The following is a 20,831-nucleotide window of genomic DNA, read 5'->3' as shown; positions in this document are numbered from 1 at the left end:
TTACTCCAGAGATAAGGCTTGCAGCGCGGCGATCAGGCGTTCGCACTCGGTGCGGGTTCCCACCGAGATGCGCAGACAACCTGCGAGGCCGGGGTTCTTGTTTTGATCACGCAAAATAATGCCCTGATCCCACAAGGTTTTAAACACCTTTGGTGAATCGGTAAAGCGCACCAAAATATAGTTGGTTTCGCTGGGGAAGACCTGCTCCACAACGCGAATTTGCGGCAACTGTTCAAACAACCAGCTACGGTTGGCATTCAGCTCATCGACGTGCTGGCGCATTAAGGCAATCCCTTCGTCGCTCAGTGCCTGGCCCGCCACGTCGGCCACCGGTGTCGCCAGCGGATAGGGCGCAATCACCTTCATCAGCAGGTCGATAACCGGCTTATTCGCCAGCGTAAATCCGCAGCGCAGACCGGCCAGTGCGAAGGCTTTCGACAGGGTGCGCAGGATGACCAGGTGCGGATATTCGCGCAACCAGCCCGCCAGCGTCGCCTGTGGACAAAATTCAATATAGGCTTCATCCGCGACGACCAGCGCTTTGCCGGCGGTCATCGCCAGTAGCTGACGGATAGCGTCCTGATCAATCAGGTTGCCCGTGGGGTTGTTCGGGCTGCACATATAAACGACTTTCACACCGTCGAGCTGTTCGGCAATCGCGGGCAGGTTCAACTGCCAGTCTTCACGTGCCGGCACGGTACGGTACTCAATGCCGATGGTTTCCGCGCTGACGCTGTACATACCGTAAGTCGGTGGGCAGAACAGAATCGCGTCTTTGCCGGGCTCACAGAACGCCCGCATCAACAGCTCAATGCCTTCATCTGCGCCGCGGCTGACCAGCACCTGCTCAGGAGACAGGCCCGCGTAAGCCGCATAGCGGGTGATTACCTGCTTCGGCTGGCACTCCGGGTAGCGGTTCAGGGTTTGCTGCGACAGCTCAAAGGGCACCGGCAGCGGAAACTCGTTAGCATTCAGCCAGACATCACCGTTGCCGCCCAGACGACGCGCCGACTGATAAGGCGTCAGCGCACGCACATTGGCGCGGGCCAGTTTTTCAATATCCTGACTCATGCTTGCTCCTTGAGCGCGGTGACGCGCAACGTGACGGCATTTTTGTGGGCATCCAGCTGCTCCGCGGCGGCCAGGGTTTCAATGGTGGCGGCGAGATCCATAAAGCCCTGCGGCGACAGTTCCTGTACCGTCATACGTTTCTGGAAGTCGGCCAGCCCCAGGCTGGAGCAGGTCGCGGTATAACCATAGGTAGGTAGCACATGGTTCGTGCCGGAGGCATAATCGCCTGCAGACTCGGGCGACCAGTCGCCCAGGAACACGGAGCCTGCGCTGGTGATTTGCTCAACCAGGTCGCGCGGCGTGCGGGTTTGCAGAATCAGGTGCTCCGGACCATAGCGGTTGGAAATCGCCACACACTGTTGCAAATCGCGGGCCACGATCAGGCGGCTGCTTTCCAGCGCCTTACGGGCCGTGGCGGCACGCGGCAGCTGCGCCAGCTGTTGTTCGACAGCGTCAGCCACGCGCTCAGCCAGTCCCTGTGAAGGCGTCAGCAGAATCACCTGCGAATCCGGCCCGTGTTCCGCCTGAGACAACAGGTCGGACGCCACGAACGCGGGCGTGGCACCGTCGTCGGCGATCACCAGCACTTCTGACGGGCCCGCGGGCATATCGATAGCCGCGCCATCGAGGCTCTGGCTGACCTGACGTTTGGCTTCGGTGACCCAGGCGTTGCCCGGTCCGAAAATTTTAGCCACTTTCGGCACGGTCTCGGTGCCGAAGGCCAGGGCGGCAATGGCCTGCGCACCGCCCACCTGAAATACTTCTTCTACGCCACACAGCTGGGCCGCATAGAGAATCTCGTCGGCAATTGGCGGCGGTGAGCACAGCACCACGCGGCCGCATCCGGCAATACGTGCCGGTGTCGCCAGCATCAATACGGTGGAAAACAGCGGGGCGGTCCCCCCGGGAATATAGAGGCCGACCGATTGCATCGGGCGCGTCACCTGCTGGCAACGCACGCCCGGCTGGGTTTCGATATCCACGGCTGGCAGAATCTGCGCACGGTGGAAAGTCTCGATATTGGCGACCGCCACCGCCATTGCCTGTTTGAGTTCATCACTGAGACGATCGCTGGCAGCCTGCATCTGCTCAGCGGTCACGCGAAAATCCGTCAGCTCAACCTTGTCAAAGCGCGCGCTAAAATCGCGCAGAGCTGCGTCGCCTTCGCTTTTCACGCGCGCCAGAACGTCACGCACAATCTGACTGATGCTGTCAGAGGCAGACAGCGCCGGGCGTGCCAGCAGCGCCTGTTGCGCCTCCGCGCTGCACGCCTGCCAGTTCACGGGTGTCATGATTTTGCTCATCGTTTACTCCAGCATTTTTTCGATTGGCAGCACCAGAATCGAACTGGCACCCAGCGCTTTGAGTTTTTCCATGGTTTCCCAGAACAGCGTTTCGCTGCTCACCATGTGCATTGCCACACGGCTCACATCGCCCGCCAGCGGTAACACGGTTGGACGCTCGGCGCCCGGCAGCAGGCTGATGACTTCTTCCAGACGATCGCTCGGTGCATGCAACATGATGTATTTGGATTCACGTGCTTTAATCACGCCCTGAATACGGGTCATCATTTTATCGATCAGCTCCTGCTTGGCCGCGGGCATGTCGCCGTCGCGCTGAATCAGCACGGCTTTAGAACGATAGATCACTTCAACTTCACGCAGACCGTTCGCTTCCAGCGTGGCACCGGTGGAGACCAGATCGCAGATCGCATCAGCCAGGCCGGCACGCGGCGCCACTTCGACCGAGCCGTTCAGCAGACAGGATTTAAAGGCGATACCTTGCTTGTCGAGATACTGTTTTAACAGGTGAGGATAGGAGGTGGCGATGCGGGCATTGTTCAGGCACTGCGGGCCGGTGTAAGCGTCATCGACCGGCATGGCCAGTGACAGACGACAGCCGCCAAAGTCGAGGCGACGCAGCGTGAAGTAGCGAGGATCTTCCCCCTGTGCGCGGCGCGTCAGTAACTCTTCTTCCAGCACGTTTTCGCCGATAATGCCCAGGTCGACCACGCCGTCCATCACCAGGCCCGGAATATCGTCATCGCGCACGCGCAGAATATCGATAGGCATATTTTCAGCGAAGGCGATCAGACGCTGTTGCTGAAGATTGATTTTGATCCCGCAGCGCGCCAGCAGCTCGCGTGAATCATCGCTCAACCGACCTGATTTCTGCATAGCTATGCGTAAACGGCTATTGTCTAACATTGTTCCTGTCCCCTTAATTAACCTGTCCTGAATGCGTATTTTGCGTCAGCCCATAAAAAAACCCCCGGAAGACGATCTTCCGGGGGTTCTCTTGCGTTCGCACCACTGGAAGATCCTAGACGTCTTCCAGCACACATCGCCTGAAAGACTAGTCAGGGTGATGGTGGTGATGATGGTTGAACTGAACGCGTGTCATAAAATTCTCGATAATGAAAAGTTATTCATTTGTGTGGAATTAACCTAACGAAGATAGTTGAAATTGGCAACTCTTTTTTAATGTTGTTCTTCGCAAAGCACAGAAACACTTTGCACTGGTTTGCAACTCAGGGGCAGCTTAAGATGGCTGAATCTTGACGTTCGCAGCAGGAGACAATATGAAAAAGGTCGCAATTGTAGGACTCGGCTGGCTGGGCATGCCGCTTGCGATGGCGCTGACCGCGCGAGGCTGGCAGGTGACCGGCAGTAAAACCACGCCGGATGGCGTAGAGGCGGCCCGTCGTTGTGGCATCGATGCGTTTCAACTTGAACTGACGCCCGAACTGGTCTGTGAGGCCGAGGACCTGGAGGCGCTGTTTGACGTGAATGCGCTGGTTGTCACCCTGCCCGCCAGCCGCACGGCAGAGGGCGGCGACGCCTATGTGCAGGCAGTACAAAACGTGGTGGATACCGCGCTGGCGCGCAATGTCCCACGGATCATCTTTACCAGTTCCACCTCCGTCTATGGCGGCAGCACCGGTATCAAAACGGAGAAAAGCCCGCTTCAACCAGAAACCACGGCAGGCAAAACGCTGGTGGACCTGGAAAACTGGCTGCACGACTTACCCGGCACCAGCGTCGATGTATTGCGTCTGGCCGGGCTGGTGGGCCCGAAACGGCATCCTGGTCGCTTCCTGGCCGGCAAACAGGATTTACCCAATGGATCGCACGGGGTGAATCTGGTGCATCTGGATGATGTGGTGGAGGCGATTATGCTGCTGCTGCAAACGCCAAAAGGCGGCAGGACGTTCAACCTGTGTGCGTTAAAACATCCGTCCCGCGCCCATTTCTATCCCTGTGTGTCGCGCCAGCTGGGCATGACGCCGCCCACCTTTGAACCGCAGACGCACGACGACAGCGGTAAGTTGATTGACGGCGCGCGTATCTGTCACGAGTTGGGTTTTGAATACCGCTACGACGATCCGCAGAAAATGCCGCTGGAATGAGTGTGGCTTTCCCCTCAGCGGGGAAAGCGTCGTGTTCTGTTCCTGATTACACGCCGAGTCGGTCGCGTAAGGCATACCAGGCGGCACCCATGGCCGTCAGCGGCACTTTAAATCGCCGTCCGCCAGGGAAGGGCAGATGCGGAAGCTTCGCGAAGGCATCAAAGCGCTCAGCATCCCCACGTAACACTTCGCTTATCAGCTTGCCGGAAAGGTGCGTGCAGGTCACGCCGTGGCCGCTGTCGCCCTGCATAAAGTAGACGTTGTTTTCCAGCCGACCAAACTGTGGCATGCGCGACAGCGTCAGCAGAAAATTTCCGCTCCAGGCGAAATCAATCTTCACGTCCTGCAGCTGCGGAAAGGTGCGTAGCATTTTAGGCCGGATCATCGTGATCACATCGCCAGGCTCGCGCGCCCCATAAACCACACCGCCACCATAGAGCAGCCGGTTGTCGGCGGTCAGGCGGAAATAGTCCAGCAGATAATTGGAATCTTCTACCGAATAGTTGTTGGGTAACAGCGCTAATGCCCGGTCACGGGACAGCGGTTCGGTGGCAATGATTTGCGAGCCGCACGGCATGCTTTTGCGACTCAGGCGCGGTTCGAGTTCGGAAGGCAGATAAGCATTGCCGGCAAAAATCAGAAACGTGGCGCTGACTTCTCCCTGTGCCGTTTTTACCCGATTAGGTGAACCGTAGCTGACGCTTAACGCGGCGGACTGTTCATAGATACGACCGCCGTGGCGACGAATGGCTTCGGCTTCTCCCAGCGCCAGATTCAGCGGATGCAGATGTGCGCCGCGTTTGTCGAGCAGCCCACCTACATAGCGCTCTGAGCCGATCTCGCGACGAATGCCGCGCTCATCTAACAGTTCAAGCTGGTCGTTACCGTAACGCTGCCAGGCGGCTTTTTGACTGGCCAGGTGCGCCATCTGACGACGGTTAAACGCGGCGAAGATACCGCCCGGGCGGTAATCGCAGGCGATCGCGTAACGGTCGATACGATCACGAATAATATCACCGCCTTCAAACATCATACTGCCCAGCATTTTCGCGCTGTCTTTGCCGTAGCGTTGTTCAATCACATCCACGTCGCGGCTGTAGGAGTTCACGGCCTGGCCGCCATTGCGGCCGCTGGCACCATAACCAACACGAGCCGCTTCAAGCAGCACCACATCGTAACCCGCTTCGGTTAAAAACAGGCCGGCCGATAAGCCCGTAAAACCGGCACCAATAATGCAAACGTCACACTGGATGCTTTCCTGCAGCACCGGCCAGGGCGCATGGGGATTCCGTGTGGAGGTGTAGTAGTTTTCTACGTAATTCATATCAAGCTCCTTGGCGAACGTCCCTGATTAAAAATTGGCGGGCGTATGGGCGCTGACGATGCGACAGGGCACATCGGCCTGGTTGGTAAAACTGTGCGGCAAACCCGTATCGATCACGTAACTTTCGCCGGCCGTCAGATGAAATTGCTGACCGTTAACTTCCAGTACGATGCGCCCTTCCAGCAGGGTGCCGGTCTCTTCGCCCGCATGGCGTAACTTTTCGCCGGTGCTGGCACCTGGCTGGTAAGTTTCCAGTAACATGCCTAACGCCCGGGTTTTCGTGCCGTTATCAACCAGTTTAAGCGAAACGCCCTGACTGCCGATTTCCAGCAGATCTTCAGGCCGGACCACCACTTTGGGCGCGTCCTCAGCATGCGGCTCCGAAAAAAACGCAGACAAAGACAGGCCATAAACCTTCAGTAACTTTTGCAGCGTGCTGACCGCCGGACTGACCTTATCCTGTTCGATAGTACTGATGGCGCTGTGGGTCAGTCCGGCCAGTTCCGCGACGCGCCGTTGTGACAGTCCCATGGCCTGACGGATTTGCGCCAGGCGGCGTCCCGGAGCCTGAGCCGCATCATTCATACCTTTTTCCTCTGGTGATAGTGCAGGGCGGCCTGAATAAAGCCGTCAAACAGCGCAAAGGACGGCGTGGCGGGTTTCAGCTGCCATTCAGGATGCCACTGTACGGCAAGGGCGAAAGGATGCGCTGGCAGGCTGACCGCCTCAATCAGACCATCGGGCGCACGGGCCTCAACGCGCACCTGCGGTCCCGCTTCACGAATGCCCTGGTGATGAACGGAGTTGACGGTGATCGGCGCACGCCCCAGCAGCCTGTCCAGCAATCCTCCCGGTGCAATCTGGATGGCATGAGCGGGTGCGTAAGTTTGTTCAGGTGAGGCATCCTCGTCTGCATGGTGGCGCTGAAACTGCGGATGGTGGTCAAGGTGGCGATACAGGGCACCGCCGTTGGCCACGACCAGCTCCTGCATGCCCCGACATATGCCCAGCAGCGGCACCTGTTTGCCGACAGCATGCGTAATAAGGTTAAACGCCAGGCGATCGCGGCCGGCATCTGCCTCCGGCTCTTCGCCTTCTTCGCCATACAGCCAGGGCTCCAGGTGGCTGGGGCTCCCGGTCAGCAGAATGCCGTCCAGCACAGCCATAGCGTTTTCTGATAGATGCGGGGCAGCCATAAGGTGATGGGGCAGGGCAAGCGGCACGCCGCCCGCCAGGACGATGGCATCAAGATATTTGTTGTGGACAGACTGAACCGGGTGGCCCTGATTGTGCGTCTGGCACATCACTACGCCAATCAAAGGCTTGTCAAAAATAATGCCCATCTTTCCCCCTTAACTGCTGTTCGAAATATTTGACGAAAAGGGCATGTCTGATGGTTAAGTGTGCAATATTTTGTCAATCTAGCAATCCATTGGTCGATCTTCAAACAGATTTGTTACATTTGCACACTTTTTACGTTAGAGCTATGTTAGATGAGTGGCGGTTTTTTTGAGCATTACGCACTCCCATTTTTGTGGTCAAAGGCGGATGAAATCATGACTAACCTGGTAGAAGTAGAAGACTTCACGCTTCACAGTGAAGAGAGACGAACCAGCGCGTTCCAGCAAGAAGTGAAAAACTGGCTGGAGCGCCACCCTGAAACGCAGTATGTCGATATCTTGCTCAACGATTTAAATGGTGTTTTTCGCGGTAAGCGCATCCCGGTTTCGGCCTTAGCCAGGCTGGAAAAAGGCTGCTACTTTCCCGCCTCGGTTTTTGCCATGGATATTCTCGGCAATACCGTCGAAGAGGCCGGTCTGGGCCAGTCGCTTGGTGAACCCGATAACCTCTGCCTTCCCGTCCATGGCACGCTCGTCCCCTCCGCCGCCGATCCGCAACACATTGCACAACTGCTGTTAACCATGTGCAACCAAGATGGCACTCCCTTTGACGTTGAACCCCGAAATGTTCTGAACCGGCTGTGGCAACAGCTGCGTAATCGTGGACTGTTTCCGGTGGTAGCGGTAGAGCTGGAGTTCTATCTGGTCGATAAAAAGCGCGATGCAGAAGGCTATATTCAACCGCCCTGTGCGCCAGGCAGTGACGATCGCAACAGACAAAGCCAGGTTTACTCGCTGGATAATCTCGATCACTTCGCCGATGTCCTGCGTGATATTGATGCGCTGGCCCGTCTGCAGGGCATTCCTGCGGATGGCGCGCTGGCGGAAGCCTCGCCGGGGCAATTCGAAATCAATCTCCATCATACCCGTGATGTGCTGAGCGCCTGCGACCATGCTATCCAGCTCAAGCGCCTTATCCGCCAGGTGGCAGAGAACCACGGCATGACGGCAACATTTATGGCAAAACCCTATGAGGACTACGCCGGAAGCGGGATGCACGTCCATATCAGCATGCTTGATGCCGCTGACCATAATGCCTTTGCCTGTGATGACGGAAGCGATTCCCCGCTGCTGAAACGCACGCTGGCGGGCATGATTGACCTTATGCCTGCTTCCATGGCGCTGCTGGCCCCCAACGTCAATGCCTTCCGTCGTTTTGTGCCCGATGCCTACGTTCCTTTGCAGGCGTCGTGGGGCCACAATAACCGTACGGTAGCGTTGCGTATTCCCTGTGGCGATCTGGAAAGTCGCCGCATCGAGTACCGGGTAGCCGGGGCGGATGCGAATCCTTATCTCGTCATGGCTACCATTCTGGCGGGCATGTTGCACGGCCTCGATACGCAGCTGCCGCTGCCACAGCCGGTTAAAGGAAACGGCCATGAAGCGGAAGGGCTGCCGCTGCCGATTCGGCAGAGCGATGCACTCTATGCCTTCGAAAGCAGCTATCCTTTACAAAAATTACTGGGTGAGAAATTTGCCAAAGTGTGGTTTAGCTGCAAAAATTATGAGCTTATGCAGTTCGAAAGATTAATCACTGCCACCGAAATTGACTGGATGCTGAAAAACGCCTGATTAAAATTTTGCATTCTATGCGACAACGTCTTGAAATAATGCGTTGGGTTAGGGCAAAATACGCCCCCTGCAAATTCAGAACATAACCGACGCTCACCGCGCCGGTTATTTTTTTGCATATTGTTTTTAACGCGTAGCATTTAGCTGACACCAACGAGGCCGGGCACGCACCCGGATAGATAAACACTGAAAACACGCAGCCGCGTGAGATTGAGGATGTAAAGATGGGGATGTTTAACACTCTGCCAGCCCAGGCTGGTACACGTTTCCGTGATGACTACGGCGCCGCGCTGGCCGCCAGCCTTACTCCCTGTCGCTTAATGCGCAGTTTCCTTGTGAATCAACCCAGCCAGGTTGCTGCGCAAGGAGGACTGAAGCATGTCGCTTAATACCTCTGCCGCACCACAACGTGCCCAACTGAAAAAAACGCTGACGTTACTTCCTGTTGTCATGATGGGCTTGGCCTACATGCAGCCGATGACCCTGTTTGATACCTTTGGTATCGTATCGGGCCTGACGGACGGTCACGTTGCCACCGCTTATGCTTTCGCCCTGATTGCGATTCTGTTTACCGCCGTGAGTTACGGTAAGCTGGTACGCCGCTTCCCATCTGCGGGCTCCGCTTATACCTATGCTCAGAAGGCCATCAGTCCGCACGTCGGCTTTATGGTGGGCTGGTCATCGCTGCTGGACTATCTGTTCATGCCGATGATCAACATTCTGTTGGCTAAAAACTATTTTGAAACCCTGGTGCCAGGGATCCCGTCGTGGATTTTCGTGGTGCTGCTGGTGGGCTTTATGACGCTCTCCAACCTTAAGGGCATCAAAACGGTCGCTAACTTCAACAGCGTGATTGTCATCCTTCAGGTGGTGGTCATGGTCGGTATCACCGCGATGGTGATTTACGGCGTGGCGCACGGCGAAGGTGCGGGAACAGTGGTAAGCAGTAAACCGTTCTGGTCTGAAAACGCCCATGTGGTGCCGATGATCACCGGTGCGACGATTCTGTGTTTCTCATTCCTCGGTTTTGACGGCATCAGTTCGCTGTCAGAAGAAACGAAAGATGCAGAACGTACCATTCCGCGTGCGATTTTCCTGACGGCGCTGATTGGTGGCCTGATGTTTATTGTCGCGTCGTACTTCCTGCAACTGTATTTCCCGGACATCTCGCGCTTTAAAGAGCCGGATTCGTCGCAGCCTGAAATCATGCTGTATGTGGCCGGTAAAGCGTTGCAGATCGGTATCCTGATCTTCTCTGTGGTCACGGTACTGGCGTCCGGTATGGCAGCGCACGCAGGCGTTTCACGTCTGATGTACGTGATGGGCCGTGATGGTGTGTTCCCGGAGCGTTTCTTCGGCTATATCCATCCAAAATGGCGCACGCCGTCCCTGAACGTGATTCTGGTGGGTGCCGTAGCGTTGATGGCGATCAACTTCGATCTGGTCACCGCGACTGCGCTGATTAACTTTGGTGCGCTGGTTGCGTTTACCTTCGTTAACCTGTCAGTGATTGCGCAGTACTGGGTACGTGAAAAACGGAATAAGACCCTGAAAGATCACGTCCAGTATCTGGTTCTGCCGATGATGGGTGCCCTGACCGTGGGTGCACTGTGGGTTAACCTGGAGCAAAGTTCTATGGTGCTGGGACTGATCTGGGCCGCGATTGGTATTGTTTACCTGGCCTTTGTGACGCGCAGCTTCCGCAATCCCGTTCCACAGTTTAGCGAAGAAGTGTAATCCCCCGGCCCTGCTCATTCACAGAGCAGGGCCGTTTTCTGTCAGCTTTTACTTGCCAGCATCAGTTCCCAGCTTCCTGCCTGTAACGCATTCCGTCCTGCGGCATTTAACTGATCATCTGTCACAATCACATCAAACTTTTCCAGCGGTAAGGCCAGCCACGTCGCGATTTTATCGTATTTCGAGCTGTCGCTGAGCAGCACGCGTTTGCTGCTGACGTCACACACGGCCTGTTTAACCGCTACCTTGTCTTCATCCGGCGTAAACAAACCGCGCAATCCCCAACTGGAAGTGGAGACAAAGGCAATGTCAATTGCCAGTTGCCGCAGGTGGCGTGCGGCTGCATCGCCAATGCAGGAACGGTTATCCCGACAGACGGTGCCACCGGTATGAATCACCCGGCAGCGGCTCGCCTCCATCAGCAAATTGGTCACCATAAAATCATTGGTGACCACTAACAGGTCCTCTCTGTCGGCGATTTCCCGCGCCAGCGCCAGTGTGGTCGTACCGGCATCCAGATAAATACAGCTGTCAGGCGGAATCAGCTGAGCGGCCAATTTGCCGATAGCGTTTTTTTCTTCATTACACAGCGCGGTCTTGGTCAGGTGCGAGGGTTCGCTCGCCAGGCGGTTAGCGGAGCGCACGCCACCGGAAACCGACAGCACCGCGCCCTGTTCCTCCAGCTTCTGCACGTCCCGACGAATCGTCATGTGTGACACGCCAAAACGCTCGGTCAGTTCGGCGATGCTCATTACGCCGCGCTCGGCTACCAGTGCCAGAATCTGTTGATGACGCTCAACGGGGATCATATACACCTCGGTTTATCATTTTTTCACATTGTAGGGGATGCCTTCACAAAGACGCACGGAAATTTTGCACCAGATCCCCTTTGCTGGTGGCGATTTGACCGCGATACCTGGTAATAACAGTTACGTGGCTGATGTGAATAAATGTTCAACTGCGGCCTTATGAAGTTAATTTATGTGAAATACGGCACGTTTTTACCTGCACTTTCCTGCCACTATTACCAGCAGAGACCAAAAATTCACTTAATTTAACAAGGGAGGCCACCGATGCCCGCTTCAAACATTTGTGTCATAGGTTTAGGCTCAATGGGAATGGGCGCGGCGCAGTCCTGCATCCGGGCTGGGCTGGCGACATGGGGGGTTGATCTGAATCCGCAGGCCTGCGAAACGCTGCGCCAGGCAGGCGCGCGTGACGCGCAGTCGTCGGCCCATGCCTTTGCCGAACACCTGGATGCTGTCCTGTTGCTGGTCGTGAATGCCCGGCAGGTTAATGCAATTCTGTTTGGCGAGCAGGGGCTGGCGGCCAGGCTGAAGCCGGGCACGGCGGTGATGGTATCCTCCACCTTGTCCGCGCAGGATGCGCAGCAGATCGCCGCCAGACTGGCGGACTGTCAGTTGCTGATGCTGGATGCGCCAGTGTCCGGCGGGGCCGCCAAAGCCGCCAGTGGCGAGATGACCGTGATGGCATCCGGGAGCGATGCGGCCTTTGCGGCTTTGCAACCGGTACTGGATGCGGTCGCCGCAAAGGTTTACCGCGTCGGCACGGAAATCGGTCAGGGATCGACAGTCAAAATCATTCATCAGCTGCTGGCGGGCGTGCACATTGCCGCCGGGGCCGAAGCCATGGCGCTGGCCGCCCGCGCCGGGATTCCGCTCGATACGATGTATGAGGTGGTCACTAACGCAGCGGGCAACTCATGGATGTTTGAAAACCGTATGCGCCATGTCGTCGACGGCGACTATCGACCGAAATCCGCAGTGGACATCTTTGTCAAAGACCTGAATCTGGTCGCCGATACGGCGAAAGCCCTGCATTTCCCGCTACCGCTGGCCTCTACCGCGCTGAATATGTTCACTGAGGCCAGCAATGCCGGTTTTGGCCGCGAGGATGACAGTGCGGTGATTAAAATCTTCAGCGGCATTACGCTGCCCCAGCGCGAGGAGGCGATGTGATGCGCTTAGGGGTGATTGCCGACGATTTTACCGGCGCAACCGACATTGCCAGCTTTCTGGTGCAGAACGGGCTTTCTACCATTCAGTTTAACGGCATCCCAGAACAGACAACGGTCCCGGATGCCCAGGCCATTGTGGTCAGCCTGAAATCGCGATCCTGTGCGCCTGCGCTGGCCGTCAGTCATTCGCTTGCGGCGCTGCGCTGGCTGCAGGCGCAAGGCTGTGAGCGCTTTTATTTCAAGTACTGTTCCACGTTCGACAGCACCGCTGCGGGTAACATCGGTCCGGTGACGGATGCGCTCATGGCCGCGCTGAATGAGACGCTGACGGTGATCTGCCCGGCATTGCCGGTCAACGGACGTACCGTTTATCAGGGCTACCTGTTTGTGGGGGAACACCTGCTGTCGGAGTCCGGCATGCGCCATCATCCTGTCACGCCGATGACCGACAGTAACCTGCTAAGGCTGATGGCGTGTCAGAGCACGGGAAAAGCCGGGCTTATTCCGTTAGCCACGGTCGAGCAGGGCGCAGGCGCGATAACAGAGCAACTTGAACATCTGCGTGCTCAGGGCGTGAACTATGCCGTAATCGACACGCTTACTGAGCAGCATCTGCTGAATCAGGGCGAAGCGCTGACGTCGATGCGGCTGGTCACGGGCGGCTCCGGGCTGGCAATTGGCCTGGCGCGCCAGTGGTCAACATCTGGCTGCGACGATGGTCAGGCGCAGCGCGCGGGCTATCCGCAAGGGCAGCGGGCCGTGGTGCTTTCGGGTTCCTGTTCACCAATGACCAACCGCCAGGTCAACGCGTATCGCCAGCAGGCACCCGCCCGGGAAATTCACGTTGAGCGCTGCCTCAACGATGAACAGTACGCCGGGGCGCTGTGCGACTGGGTCGTTGAGCATGCCGACGGGCCGCTGGCCCCGATGCTCTTTGCCACTGCGGATGCGCAACAGCTGCAGTCGATCCAGCAGCATTTCGGTGCACAGCGCAGCAGTGAGGCGGTAGAGCAACTGTTTGCTCAGGTGGCGAGAGATCTGCAATCCCGCGGCTGGCAGCGCTTTATCGTGGCGGGCGGCGAAACCTCGGGCGTGGTCGCCCAAAGCCTGGGCGTGACCGCCTTCCATATTGGTCCGGTGATTTCGCCCGGTGTGCCCTGGGTCAGAGATATCCAGCAGCCGCTGTCACTGGCGCTGAAGTCTGGCAATTTTGGCGATGAGCAGTTCTTCCGCCGCGCACAAACGGAGTTTTCACATGACTGAACAACAGGCCCGCGAAGAGATGGTCAGAGTGGGTGCCTCGTTCTTCCAGCGTGGTTACGCCACCGGCTCGGCCGGTAATCTGTCGCTGCTGCTGGACGACGGCACCTTACTGGCAACGCCCACGGGGTCCTGCCTGGGCGAACTGGATGCGGAGCGTCTGTCTAACGTGACGTTACAGGGGGGATGGATAGCCGGGGATAAACCGTCGAAAGAGATCGCCTTTCACCGGGCGCTCTACCTGAATAATCCGGACTGCCGGGCAGTGGTTCACCTGCACAGTCACTACCTGACCGCGCTTTCCTGCCTGCAACATCTGGACAGCCAGAACTGCATCCGCCCGTTCACGCCCTATGTGGTGATGCGGGTAGGCGATGTACCGGTGGTGCCGTATTATAAACCGGGTGATGCGCGGCTGGCGGAGGATCTGGCGCTGCTTGCCCCGCGTTACCGCGCCTTCCTGCTGGCAAACCATGGTCCGGTGGTGGTCGGCAAAACCTTGCGCGAAGCGGCGGATAATACCGAGGAGCTGGAAGAAACGGCGCGTCTGATGTTTACCCTGGGCGATCGCGCCATTCGTTATTTAACCGCCGACGACGTCGCTGAACTCAGGAGCCGGTAATGCCAAAGTTTGCAGCTAACTTATCTACCCAGTTCAACGAAATGCCTTTTCTGCAACGCTTTGCCGCGGCGGCACAGGCGGGCTTCAGCGCGGTCGAGTTTCTGTTTCCCTACGAATATCCGGCTGAGCAACTGAAAGCGCTGCTGGCGGATAACGGGCTTAAACTGGTGCTGTTTAACACCGCACCGGGCAACGTTGACGCGGGGGAATGGGGCGTTTCGGCTATTCCCGGACGGGAAGCCGACGCGCGCGCAGATATCGACCGGGCGCTGGCATATGCACGGGCGCTGGATTGCCCACAGGTGCATATCATGGCCGCAACGGTGCCGCCGGGTGCCGATCGCCAGCGCTATGTCGAGACATTCATCCGCAACATGCGCTACGCGGCAGAACGATTTGCCCCGTATAACATCCGCTTGTTGATCGAAGCCCTTAATCCCACGACCAAACCGCACTATCTCTATGCCAGCCAGTATCACACGCTGGAGATGGTCGACCTTATCGACCGGCCCAACGTATTCACCCAACTGGATCTGTTTCATGCCCAGATTGTGGACGGCAATCTCAGCCATCTGATTCGCCATTACGCCGGACGTTATCGCCATGTGCAAATCGCCGCCGCGCCCAGTCGACATGAACCTGACGAGGGCGAGATCAACTACCCCTGGCTGTTCAGCCTGTTAGATGAGGTGGGCTACGACGGTTGGGTCGGCTGCGAATATTTCCCGCGCGGCGACACCGTAGAGGGGCTGAGCTGGCTGGCGCCCTGGATGAAAAACCGCTGAGTTAACGTGAAAAAATCACACCGGTGCTGCGGTACCGGTGCCATTCTGCTCGTCTCTGAAACGGAGCGGCACCAGGTTGAGCTTTAACGAAAAAACGCGAAAAAAGATAACTATTCCAGAGGTTTACTATGACGACTGCGTTGCTGTTAGCCATTGCGACCGCCAGCATTGTGATATTGCTGTTGCTGGTCATTAAAGCCAAAGTCCATCCCTTTGTTGCCCTGTTAATTGTCAGTCTGCTGGTGGCCATCGCGACCGGTATTCCGGCTGAAAAAATCATGGAAACCATTATCAGCGGGATGGGCGGACTGCTGGGGCATATCACTATCATTATCGTGCTGGGGGCGATGCTGGGGGCCATTATCGAAGCCTCTGGTGGCGCAGAGTCGCTGGCCCAGCGTTTCAGCAAAACGCTGGGTCTGAAACGTACCGTTGCCGCCCTGACGATGGCTGCCTTTATTTTAGGCATCCCGGTATTTTTTGAAGTGGGCTTTATCATTGTCATTCCGCTGATCTACGGCTTTACCAAAGTGGCGCGGGTATCCCCGCTGAAGTTTGGCTTACCGATGGCGGGCGTCATGCTGACTGTGCATGTGGCGCTGCCGACGCACCCTGGCGCCGCCGCCGCCGCGGCCATTTTGCATACTGATATGGGCTGGCTGATGATGCTGGGAATTCTGGTCTCGGTGCCGGTCGGTATCCTCGGCTATTACGTGGCAAAGGCAATGAACCGTCGGCAGTACCACCTGTCGGTTGAGGTACTGGAACAGTTGCAGATGGCGAAGCCGGAAGGGGTACAGAAGAAAAATGAACCCGCACCGCCGGGCGCGCTGACCATCAGCGGTTTGATCGTCGTCCCGATTGTGCTGATCGTGGCAGGCACGCTGTCGCACTCGCTGCTGACGGAAGACAGCCTGCTGCGCAAGGTGATGACGGTTATTGGCACCCCGCCGATTGCGCTGCTGATCGCCCTGGGACTGGCCGCCTGGCTACTGGGCCTGCGTCGTGGCTGGAGCAAGGACAAGCTGGAGGACCTGACCGGTCGCGCCATTCCGGGATCGGCCAGCGTGATTCTGGTGGCGGGCGCGGGCGGGGCGTTTGGTAAGGTACTGGTGGAGTCCGGTGTCGGCAACGCGCTGGCGCGGGCGCTGGAAACGCTGCATTTGCCCCTGATTCCTGCCGCGTTTATTCTGTCGCTGGCGCTACGCGCTTCGCAGGGCTCGGCAACCGTGGCGATCCTCACGACCAGCGGATTACTGACCCAGGCCGTGACTGGCATAGATGATATGCACCGTGTACTGGTCACGCTGGCGGCGTGCTTCGGCGGTCTGGGCCTGTCGCACGTGAATGATGCAGGTTTCTGGGTGGTAACGCGCTATCTGGGTCTGTCGGTGGCGGACGGTTTAAAAACCTGGACGGTACTTACGACCCTGATGGGGCTGAGCGGCTTTGCCCTGACCTGGGCGCTGTGGTGGGTAATCTGATATACAAACCGGGAGGGCGACAGACCTTCCCGGTCTGCCGGGACGTCAGGACACCAGTTCCTGCGCGTACCGGTACAACGCTTTAAGCTGAGACAGTTTTTCCGCGTCCCCTTCGTGCAGGCTGGCCAGCGATTCCAGCTCCATCAGAAAAGCCTGCACTTTTTCTGGATTCAGAACCTCACGACGATGCTGCAGCCAGCGCTGTTGTTCGGCATCATCCAGCGTACCGGGGAAATTACGGGCGCGATAACGAAACAGCAGCTTTTCCACCCGTGGGCTGTCAAATGTCAGATTGAGCGCAGGCAGATTGGCAGGCGCGGTCTGGCGGATGATGTTCATTCCGGCGCGGTCGGCATCGCTAAAGAAACCGTCATAGAGCTGCGTGTCGACATCCTCTGACGGCGCAAAAGGTTCCGCCTCAGCAAAAATAGCCACCAGTTTTTCACGTACGTCAGGATGCTGACGCAGCGTGGCCAGATTATCCAGGCAGAACTGACGATCAATACCCAGCCGCCCGGCATCTTCCGGACGCAAGGTATTAGCGGGTGCCAGCACCGGACACTTATTGATGTGCACCAGTTTCACCGGCACAGCAGGCTGATCGCCCAGCTCGCTTTTAGGTGTGTACAGGCGCTCGCGCAAACTGTCCGCATCCAGCGTCAGCAGGGGCGCAATATCCCCGGCCAAATCCACCACGATCAACGCATTGCGGTTGTCCGGATGCCAGGCAAGCGGCACCACCCAGCTGGTATTGCCGCGCGCCGCGCCAAACATGCCAGAAACATGGACCAGCGGCTTCATCTGCGGGATGTCGATCAGGGTCATCAGCTTATTTTTGTTGCGATGCGTAAACAAAAACTCAAACAGTTTTGGCTGTTTTTCTTTCACCAGTCTCGCCATTGCCAGCGTGGCATAGACATCTGACATCGCATCATGGGCGTTTTCGTGCGCCACGCCGTTGGCTTTGGTCAGATGCTCCAGCCGGAAGCTGGGAAAGCCGTCATCATTCTCTGGCCAGTTAATACCTTCCGGGCGCAGCGCATAACAGGCGCGCATCACGTCCAGCAAATCCCAGCGGGAATTACCGTTTTGCCAGCTCCAGCCGTACGGATCGTAGAAGTTGCGGTAAAAGATATTGCGCGTCACTTCATCGTCAAAGCGCACGTTGTTATAACCCACGACGCAGGTTTGTTCGGTGGTAAACAGCGCATGAATACGGGCAGCAAACTCGGCCTCGTTCACGCCCCGGGAGGCGGCTAATTGCGGCGTAATACCGGTGATCATGACCGCTTCAGGCTGGGGCAGGTAATCATCCGGTGGGCGGCAGTAGAATACCTCTGGCTCGCCAATCGGATTGAACTCGCTGTCGGTGCGCAAACCGGCAAACTGTGCCGGACGATCCCGTTGCGGGCTGGTGCCGAAGGTTTCGTAATCGTGAAACAAAAAAGTGAATTCAGAGGCGGGCACGTCGCTGTCCTGTCTGCAAAAAATCAACGTTCAGGATAGTCGTCTGCGTGCCTGAGTACAACTGCCAGGGCGCAGGCTGTTGAATGGTGCGCAGCAGTTCATACTTTTTTTCAATTTATTTAAACCTTATTAAGGGTTTTGCCGTAAAACGTCCCGCTGTTCATGTCCGTTTTACTTGCTCAACTAAGGATGAAGTGTTGAAAAGGCGTCTGTTAATTACCGTAACTGTTTTTTGGGCTTCGCTGGCACAGGCCGACGATATGCCATTTCCTGTGACGCCACCGGCGATTGATGCAGCCTCCTGGGTGCTGATGGACGCCACCACGGGGCAGGTGCTGACCGCGGGCAATCCCGACGAGCGCCGGAATCCCGCCAGTCTGACCAAGCTGATGACCGGCTATGTGGTCGACCGCGCGATCGACCAAAAGAAAATTACCCGCGACGACATGGTGACGGTGGGAAAAGATGCCTGGGCAGCAGGCAATCCGGTCTTTAAAGGCTCCTCACTGATGTTTCTCAAGCCCGGTGATAAGTTAAGCGTGCGTGATCTCAGCCGCGGCGTGATCATTGATTCAGGCAATGACGCCTGCGTTGCGCTGGCGGATTACGTGGCCGGTAGCCAGGACAACTTTGTTAAGTTAATGAACCACTACGTGGAGAAACTGGGGCTGACGAATACCCATTTCGAAACCGTACACGGTCTGGATGCGCCGGGGCAATATTCCAGCGCACTGGATATGGCAAAACTGTCGCGCGCCATTATTGATGGCGAGCCCGATTTCTATGCCATGTACCGTGAAAAAACCCTCACCTGGAACGGCATTACCCAGAACAACCGTAACGGCCTGCTGTGGGACAACAACCTGCACGTCGATGGCCTGAAAACGGGCCATACTGAAACGGCGGGTTTCAATATCATTGCCTCCAACATTGTGGGTCAGCACCGCCTGATTGCCGTCATCATGGGCGGGAAAAGTGCGAAAGGGCGTGAAGAGCAGGCGCGCAAGCTGCTGGTCTGGGGCCAGAATACGTTTGATACCGTACAACTGTTCCATGCCGGTAAGAAAATTGGCAGTGAACATGTCTGGTACGGTAATCCGCACCAGGTTGACGTGGGCACGGCAAACGATGTTTATCTGTCACTGCCGCGCAGCGAAATCCCGAACGTCAAAGCCAAATACGTGATCAACCGCACCGACCTGGAAGCGCCACTTAAAGCCAATGAGAATATTGGTGAAATCCAGGTGATGGACAAGGACAAGCAGATCGCCAGCTATCCGCTGGTGGCACTCACCGCCGTTAACGAGGCGGGCGTAGTGAGCCGCATCACGGACTACCTGAAACGCAAGTTCTAATCGTTACGTCCCTGCTTCGCCTTCGCGGGGCAGGGATGAACCCGCTATAGTGCGTCTTGTGTTGTCGTCGTGGTGAATTTTGCTGATTTCCGGGGCAGGGTTGTTGATAATGGTCCGCTCAACGCTGTACAAGCGAAAACATTGACGGCGCGCCAGGATCGGCAGGGCGCGACGCGTAGAATCATTTTTTTACCAGCGGACAAGCGACTTTGCGCTCTGATAAACCCATCTCAAATCTGGAATTCTGGTTATATCGTCATTACCGCAGCGTGCACGGGTTACGCATCGCAGTGGCGTTTCTGTGTGCGTTTCTGCTTGTCCGCGTCACGGGCATTCCCGAAGGCACCTGGCCTCTGATTACCCTGGTTGTGGTGATGGGGCCGATCTCAACCTGGGGAAACGTCTTCCCGCGCGCCATTCAACGCATTGGCGGAACGATTGCCGGGTCAATCTCTGGTCTTATCGCCCTCAGGCTGGAGATGATTTCGCTGCCCGGCATGCTGGCATGGTGCGCAGTGATCATGTTTATCAGCGGCTATCTGACGCTGGGGAAACACCCTTACATGGCATTGCTGATTGGCATCACGCTGTGCGTGGTTGTAGGCGCGCCAATGGGGGATTTCACCGTGGCGATGTGGCGCGGTGGCGATGTCATTTTAGGATCGTTACTGGCGCTGTTATTTACGGCCATATGGGCGCAGCGTGCGTATATTCACTGGCGTATTCAGCTGTCAGATACGCTGGCAGAAATGGCCAAAATCTACCATGCAGGGTTTTCCGCCAACCTCGTGGAAAAGCCCCGGCTGAACAAACCGCTGGGCAAACTGCTCACCAGCGTGGTGAAAATGCGTGCCCTGCTGGAGCCGTCCAGTAAAGAAACCCGCATCCCCAAATCGGTGTTTGAAGCGATACAGACGTTGAACCGTAATATGGTGTACACCATTGAGATGCAAATTAATGCCTGGTGGGCATCACGCGAAAGTCATCTGATCATGCTGAATGCTCCGACGTTACGCCGCACGCAGGAGATGACCGAAAACGCGCTGCGAACCTTATCGGTCATGGCTGTGAAGGGGGAAACCTACGACATCATCGCGGCCAATCATGAGTTAACGGAAATCGTCAAAGAGCTTAAGCAGTTGATCGCTGACGGGAGTGACCGTCTGGAAGAAGCGCCGATTTATGGCTATGTCTGGCTGAGTCTGGAGCTGGCGAAGCAACTGGAACGCATGACGGATTTGATGCGCCTGGCGCTGCGTAAATAATCACCTCAGACAATGACTTAATGCGAAACCCGGTTTTTTTGCGCTAAGATAAGAGCCAGTCCGAATTTAGCTGTGAGAATTGCCCACAAGGCTGGCTGGCCG

Annotated in this window: 20 protein-coding genes and 1 other annotated feature; of the genes, 11 read left to right on the top strand and 9 right to left on the bottom strand. The window is 56.9% G+C overall.

What is annotated here, in order from left to right; genetic code table 11:
• The 4 genes from hisC to hisL form a co-directional block, all read right to left on the bottom strand.
• Window positions 1–1,071, bottom strand: a complete 1,071-nt coding sequence (gene hisC / locus RAC65_RS04780) for a histidinol-phosphate transaminase (RefSeq protein WP_039338110.1) — start codon at window positions 1,069–1,071, stop codon at window positions 1–3.
• On the bottom strand, window positions 1,068–2,375 hold the full coding sequence (gene hisD / locus RAC65_RS04775) for a histidinol dehydrogenase (RefSeq protein ID WP_375096420.1): 1,308 nt from the start codon (window positions 2,373–2,375) through the stop codon (window positions 1,068–1,070). Before hisD ends, hisC begins: the two co-directional genes overlap by 4 nt.
• 3 nt (window positions 2,376–2,378) lie before the next feature.
• The gene (gene hisG / locus RAC65_RS04770; protein ID WP_375096419.1) at window positions 2,379–3,278 is read right to left on the bottom strand and encodes an ATP phosphoribosyltransferase; all 900 of its coding nucleotides are present in this window, start codon (window positions 3,276–3,278) and stop codon (window positions 2,379–2,381) included.
• Window positions 3,279–3,330: 52 nt separating this feature from the next.
• Window positions 3,331–3,451 (bottom strand) — a sequence feature (His leader region).
• The gene (gene hisL, locus RAC65_RS04765; protein WP_100396937.1) at window positions 3,427–3,474 is read right to left on the bottom strand and encodes a his operon leader peptide; all 48 of its coding nucleotides are present in this window, start codon (window positions 3,472–3,474) and stop codon (window positions 3,427–3,429) included. Its footprint overlaps the feature before it by 25 nt.
• Before the next feature lie 178 nt (window positions 3,475–3,652).
• Between hisL and RAC65_RS04760 the strand changes: the two genes are divergently transcribed.
• Entirely contained in the window at window positions 3,653–4,480 is an 828-nt protein-coding gene (locus tag RAC65_RS04760) for an SDR family oxidoreductase (protein ID WP_054687559.1), read from the top strand.
• Window positions 4,481–4,526: 46 nt separating this feature from the next.
• On the opposite strand, the gene RAC65_RS04755 is transcribed toward RAC65_RS04760, so the two are convergent.
• From RAC65_RS04755 to puuD, 3 genes are read right to left on the bottom strand one after another with little or no spacing between them, the layout of a single operon-like run.
• Complete coding sequence (locus RAC65_RS04755; RefSeq protein WP_039338107.1) at window positions 4,527–5,804, bottom strand: FAD-binding oxidoreductase; 1,278 nt, start codon at window positions 5,802–5,804, stop codon at window positions 4,527–4,529.
• 27 nt (window positions 5,805–5,831) lie between these two features.
• Window positions 5,832–6,389, bottom strand: a complete 558-nt coding sequence (puuR, locus tag RAC65_RS04750; RefSeq protein ID WP_054633493.1) for an HTH-type transcriptional regulator PuuR — start codon at window positions 6,387–6,389, stop codon at window positions 5,832–5,834.
• A complete protein-coding gene (gene puuD / locus RAC65_RS04745; protein ID WP_039338102.1) occupies window positions 6,386–7,147 on the bottom strand; it encodes a gamma-glutamyl-gamma-aminobutyrate hydrolase in 762 nt (253 codons plus the stop codon). The genes puuR and puuD overlap by 4 nt, the downstream gene beginning before the upstream one ends.
• A 210-nt stretch (window positions 7,148–7,357) precedes the next feature.
• Between puuD and RAC65_RS04740 the strand changes: the two genes are divergently transcribed.
• From RAC65_RS04740 to RAC65_RS04730, 3 genes are all read left to right on the top strand, one after another.
• Window positions 7,358–8,776: a glutamine synthetase family protein gene (locus RAC65_RS04740; protein WP_375096458.1), complete on the top strand. Its 1,419-nt coding sequence runs from the start codon at window positions 7,358–7,360 to the stop codon at window positions 8,774–8,776.
• Between the two features lie 224 nt (window positions 8,777–9,000).
• Window positions 9,001–9,165, top strand: a complete 165-nt coding sequence (locus tag RAC65_RS04735) for a hypothetical protein (RefSeq protein WP_006119821.1) — start codon at window positions 9,001–9,003, stop codon at window positions 9,163–9,165.
• Window positions 9,155–10,513 carry an APC family permease gene (locus tag RAC65_RS04730; RefSeq protein ID WP_039338101.1) on the top strand — a complete coding sequence of 453 codons (1,359 nt, stop codon included), beginning with the start codon at window positions 9,155–9,157 and terminating at the stop codon, window positions 10,511–10,513. Before RAC65_RS04735 ends, RAC65_RS04730 begins: the two co-directional genes overlap by 11 nt.
• Window positions 10,514–10,554: 41 nt before the next feature.
• Here RAC65_RS04730 and ygbI read toward each other — a convergent pair whose 3' ends face one another.
• Window positions 10,555–11,322: a DNA-binding transcriptional repressor YgbI gene (gene ygbI, locus RAC65_RS04725; protein WP_006119819.1), complete on the bottom strand. Its 768-nt coding sequence runs from the start codon at window positions 11,320–11,322 to the stop codon at window positions 10,555–10,557.
• Window positions 11,323–11,586: 264 nt separating this feature from the next.
• Between ygbI and ltnD the strand changes: the two genes are divergently transcribed.
• From ltnD to RAC65_RS04700, 5 genes are all read left to right on the top strand, one after another.
• Window positions 11,587–12,492 carry an L-threonate dehydrogenase gene (gene ltnD / locus RAC65_RS04720; RefSeq protein WP_039338099.1) on the top strand — a complete coding sequence of 302 codons (906 nt, stop codon included), beginning with the start codon at window positions 11,587–11,589 and terminating at the stop codon, window positions 12,490–12,492.
• On the top strand, window positions 12,492–13,754 hold the full coding sequence (otnK, locus tag RAC65_RS04715) for a 3-oxo-tetronate kinase (RefSeq protein WP_110268256.1): 1,263 nt from the start codon (window positions 12,492–12,494) through the stop codon (window positions 13,752–13,754). The genes ltnD and otnK overlap by 1 nt, the downstream gene beginning before the upstream one ends.
• Entirely contained in the window at window positions 13,747–14,373 is a 627-nt protein-coding gene (locus RAC65_RS04710) for an aldolase (RefSeq protein ID WP_375096418.1), read from the top strand. The genes otnK and RAC65_RS04710 overlap by 8 nt, the downstream gene beginning before the upstream one ends.
• Window positions 14,373–15,158 (top strand): 2-oxo-tetronate isomerase, encoded by a 786-nt coding sequence (otnI, locus tag RAC65_RS04705; RefSeq protein WP_058701601.1) that lies wholly within the window; start codon window positions 14,373–14,375, stop codon window positions 15,156–15,158. Before RAC65_RS04710 ends, otnI begins: the two co-directional genes overlap by 1 nt.
• Before the next feature lie 128 nt (window positions 15,159–15,286).
• Entirely contained in the window at window positions 15,287–16,642 is a 1,356-nt protein-coding gene (locus RAC65_RS04700) for a GntP family transporter (RefSeq protein WP_054633499.1), read from the top strand.
• A gap of 45 nt (window positions 16,643–16,687) precedes the next feature.
• Here the strand turns inward: RAC65_RS04700 and sbcB are convergent, their stop codons facing one another.
• A complete protein-coding gene (gene sbcB / locus RAC65_RS04695; protein ID WP_058708388.1) occupies window positions 16,688–18,109 on the bottom strand; it encodes an exodeoxyribonuclease I in 1,422 nt (473 codons plus the stop codon).
• Between the two features lie 197 nt (window positions 18,110–18,306).
• Between sbcB and dacD the strand changes: the two genes are divergently transcribed.
• Complete coding sequence (gene dacD, locus RAC65_RS04690; RefSeq protein WP_172913000.1) at window positions 18,307–19,464, top strand: serine-type D-Ala-D-Ala carboxypeptidase DacD; 1,158 nt, start codon at window positions 18,307–18,309, stop codon at window positions 19,462–19,464.
• Window positions 19,465–19,673: 209 nt separating this feature from the next.
• Complete coding sequence (locus RAC65_RS04685; protein ID WP_033740425.1) at window positions 19,674–20,729, top strand: FUSC family protein; 1,056 nt, start codon at window positions 19,674–19,676, stop codon at window positions 20,727–20,729.
• The last annotated feature ends 102 nt before the right edge of the window (window positions 20,730–20,831 follow it).

The organism is Pantoea sp. BS_8 (assembly GCF_041954965.1).
Lineage (GTDB): Bacteria > Pseudomonadota > Gammaproteobacteria > Enterobacterales > Enterobacteriaceae > Pantoea > Pantoea stewartii.
The sequence above is the reverse complement of the archived record's forward strand: the minus strand, read 5'-3'. Positions and strand labels throughout refer to the sequence as shown.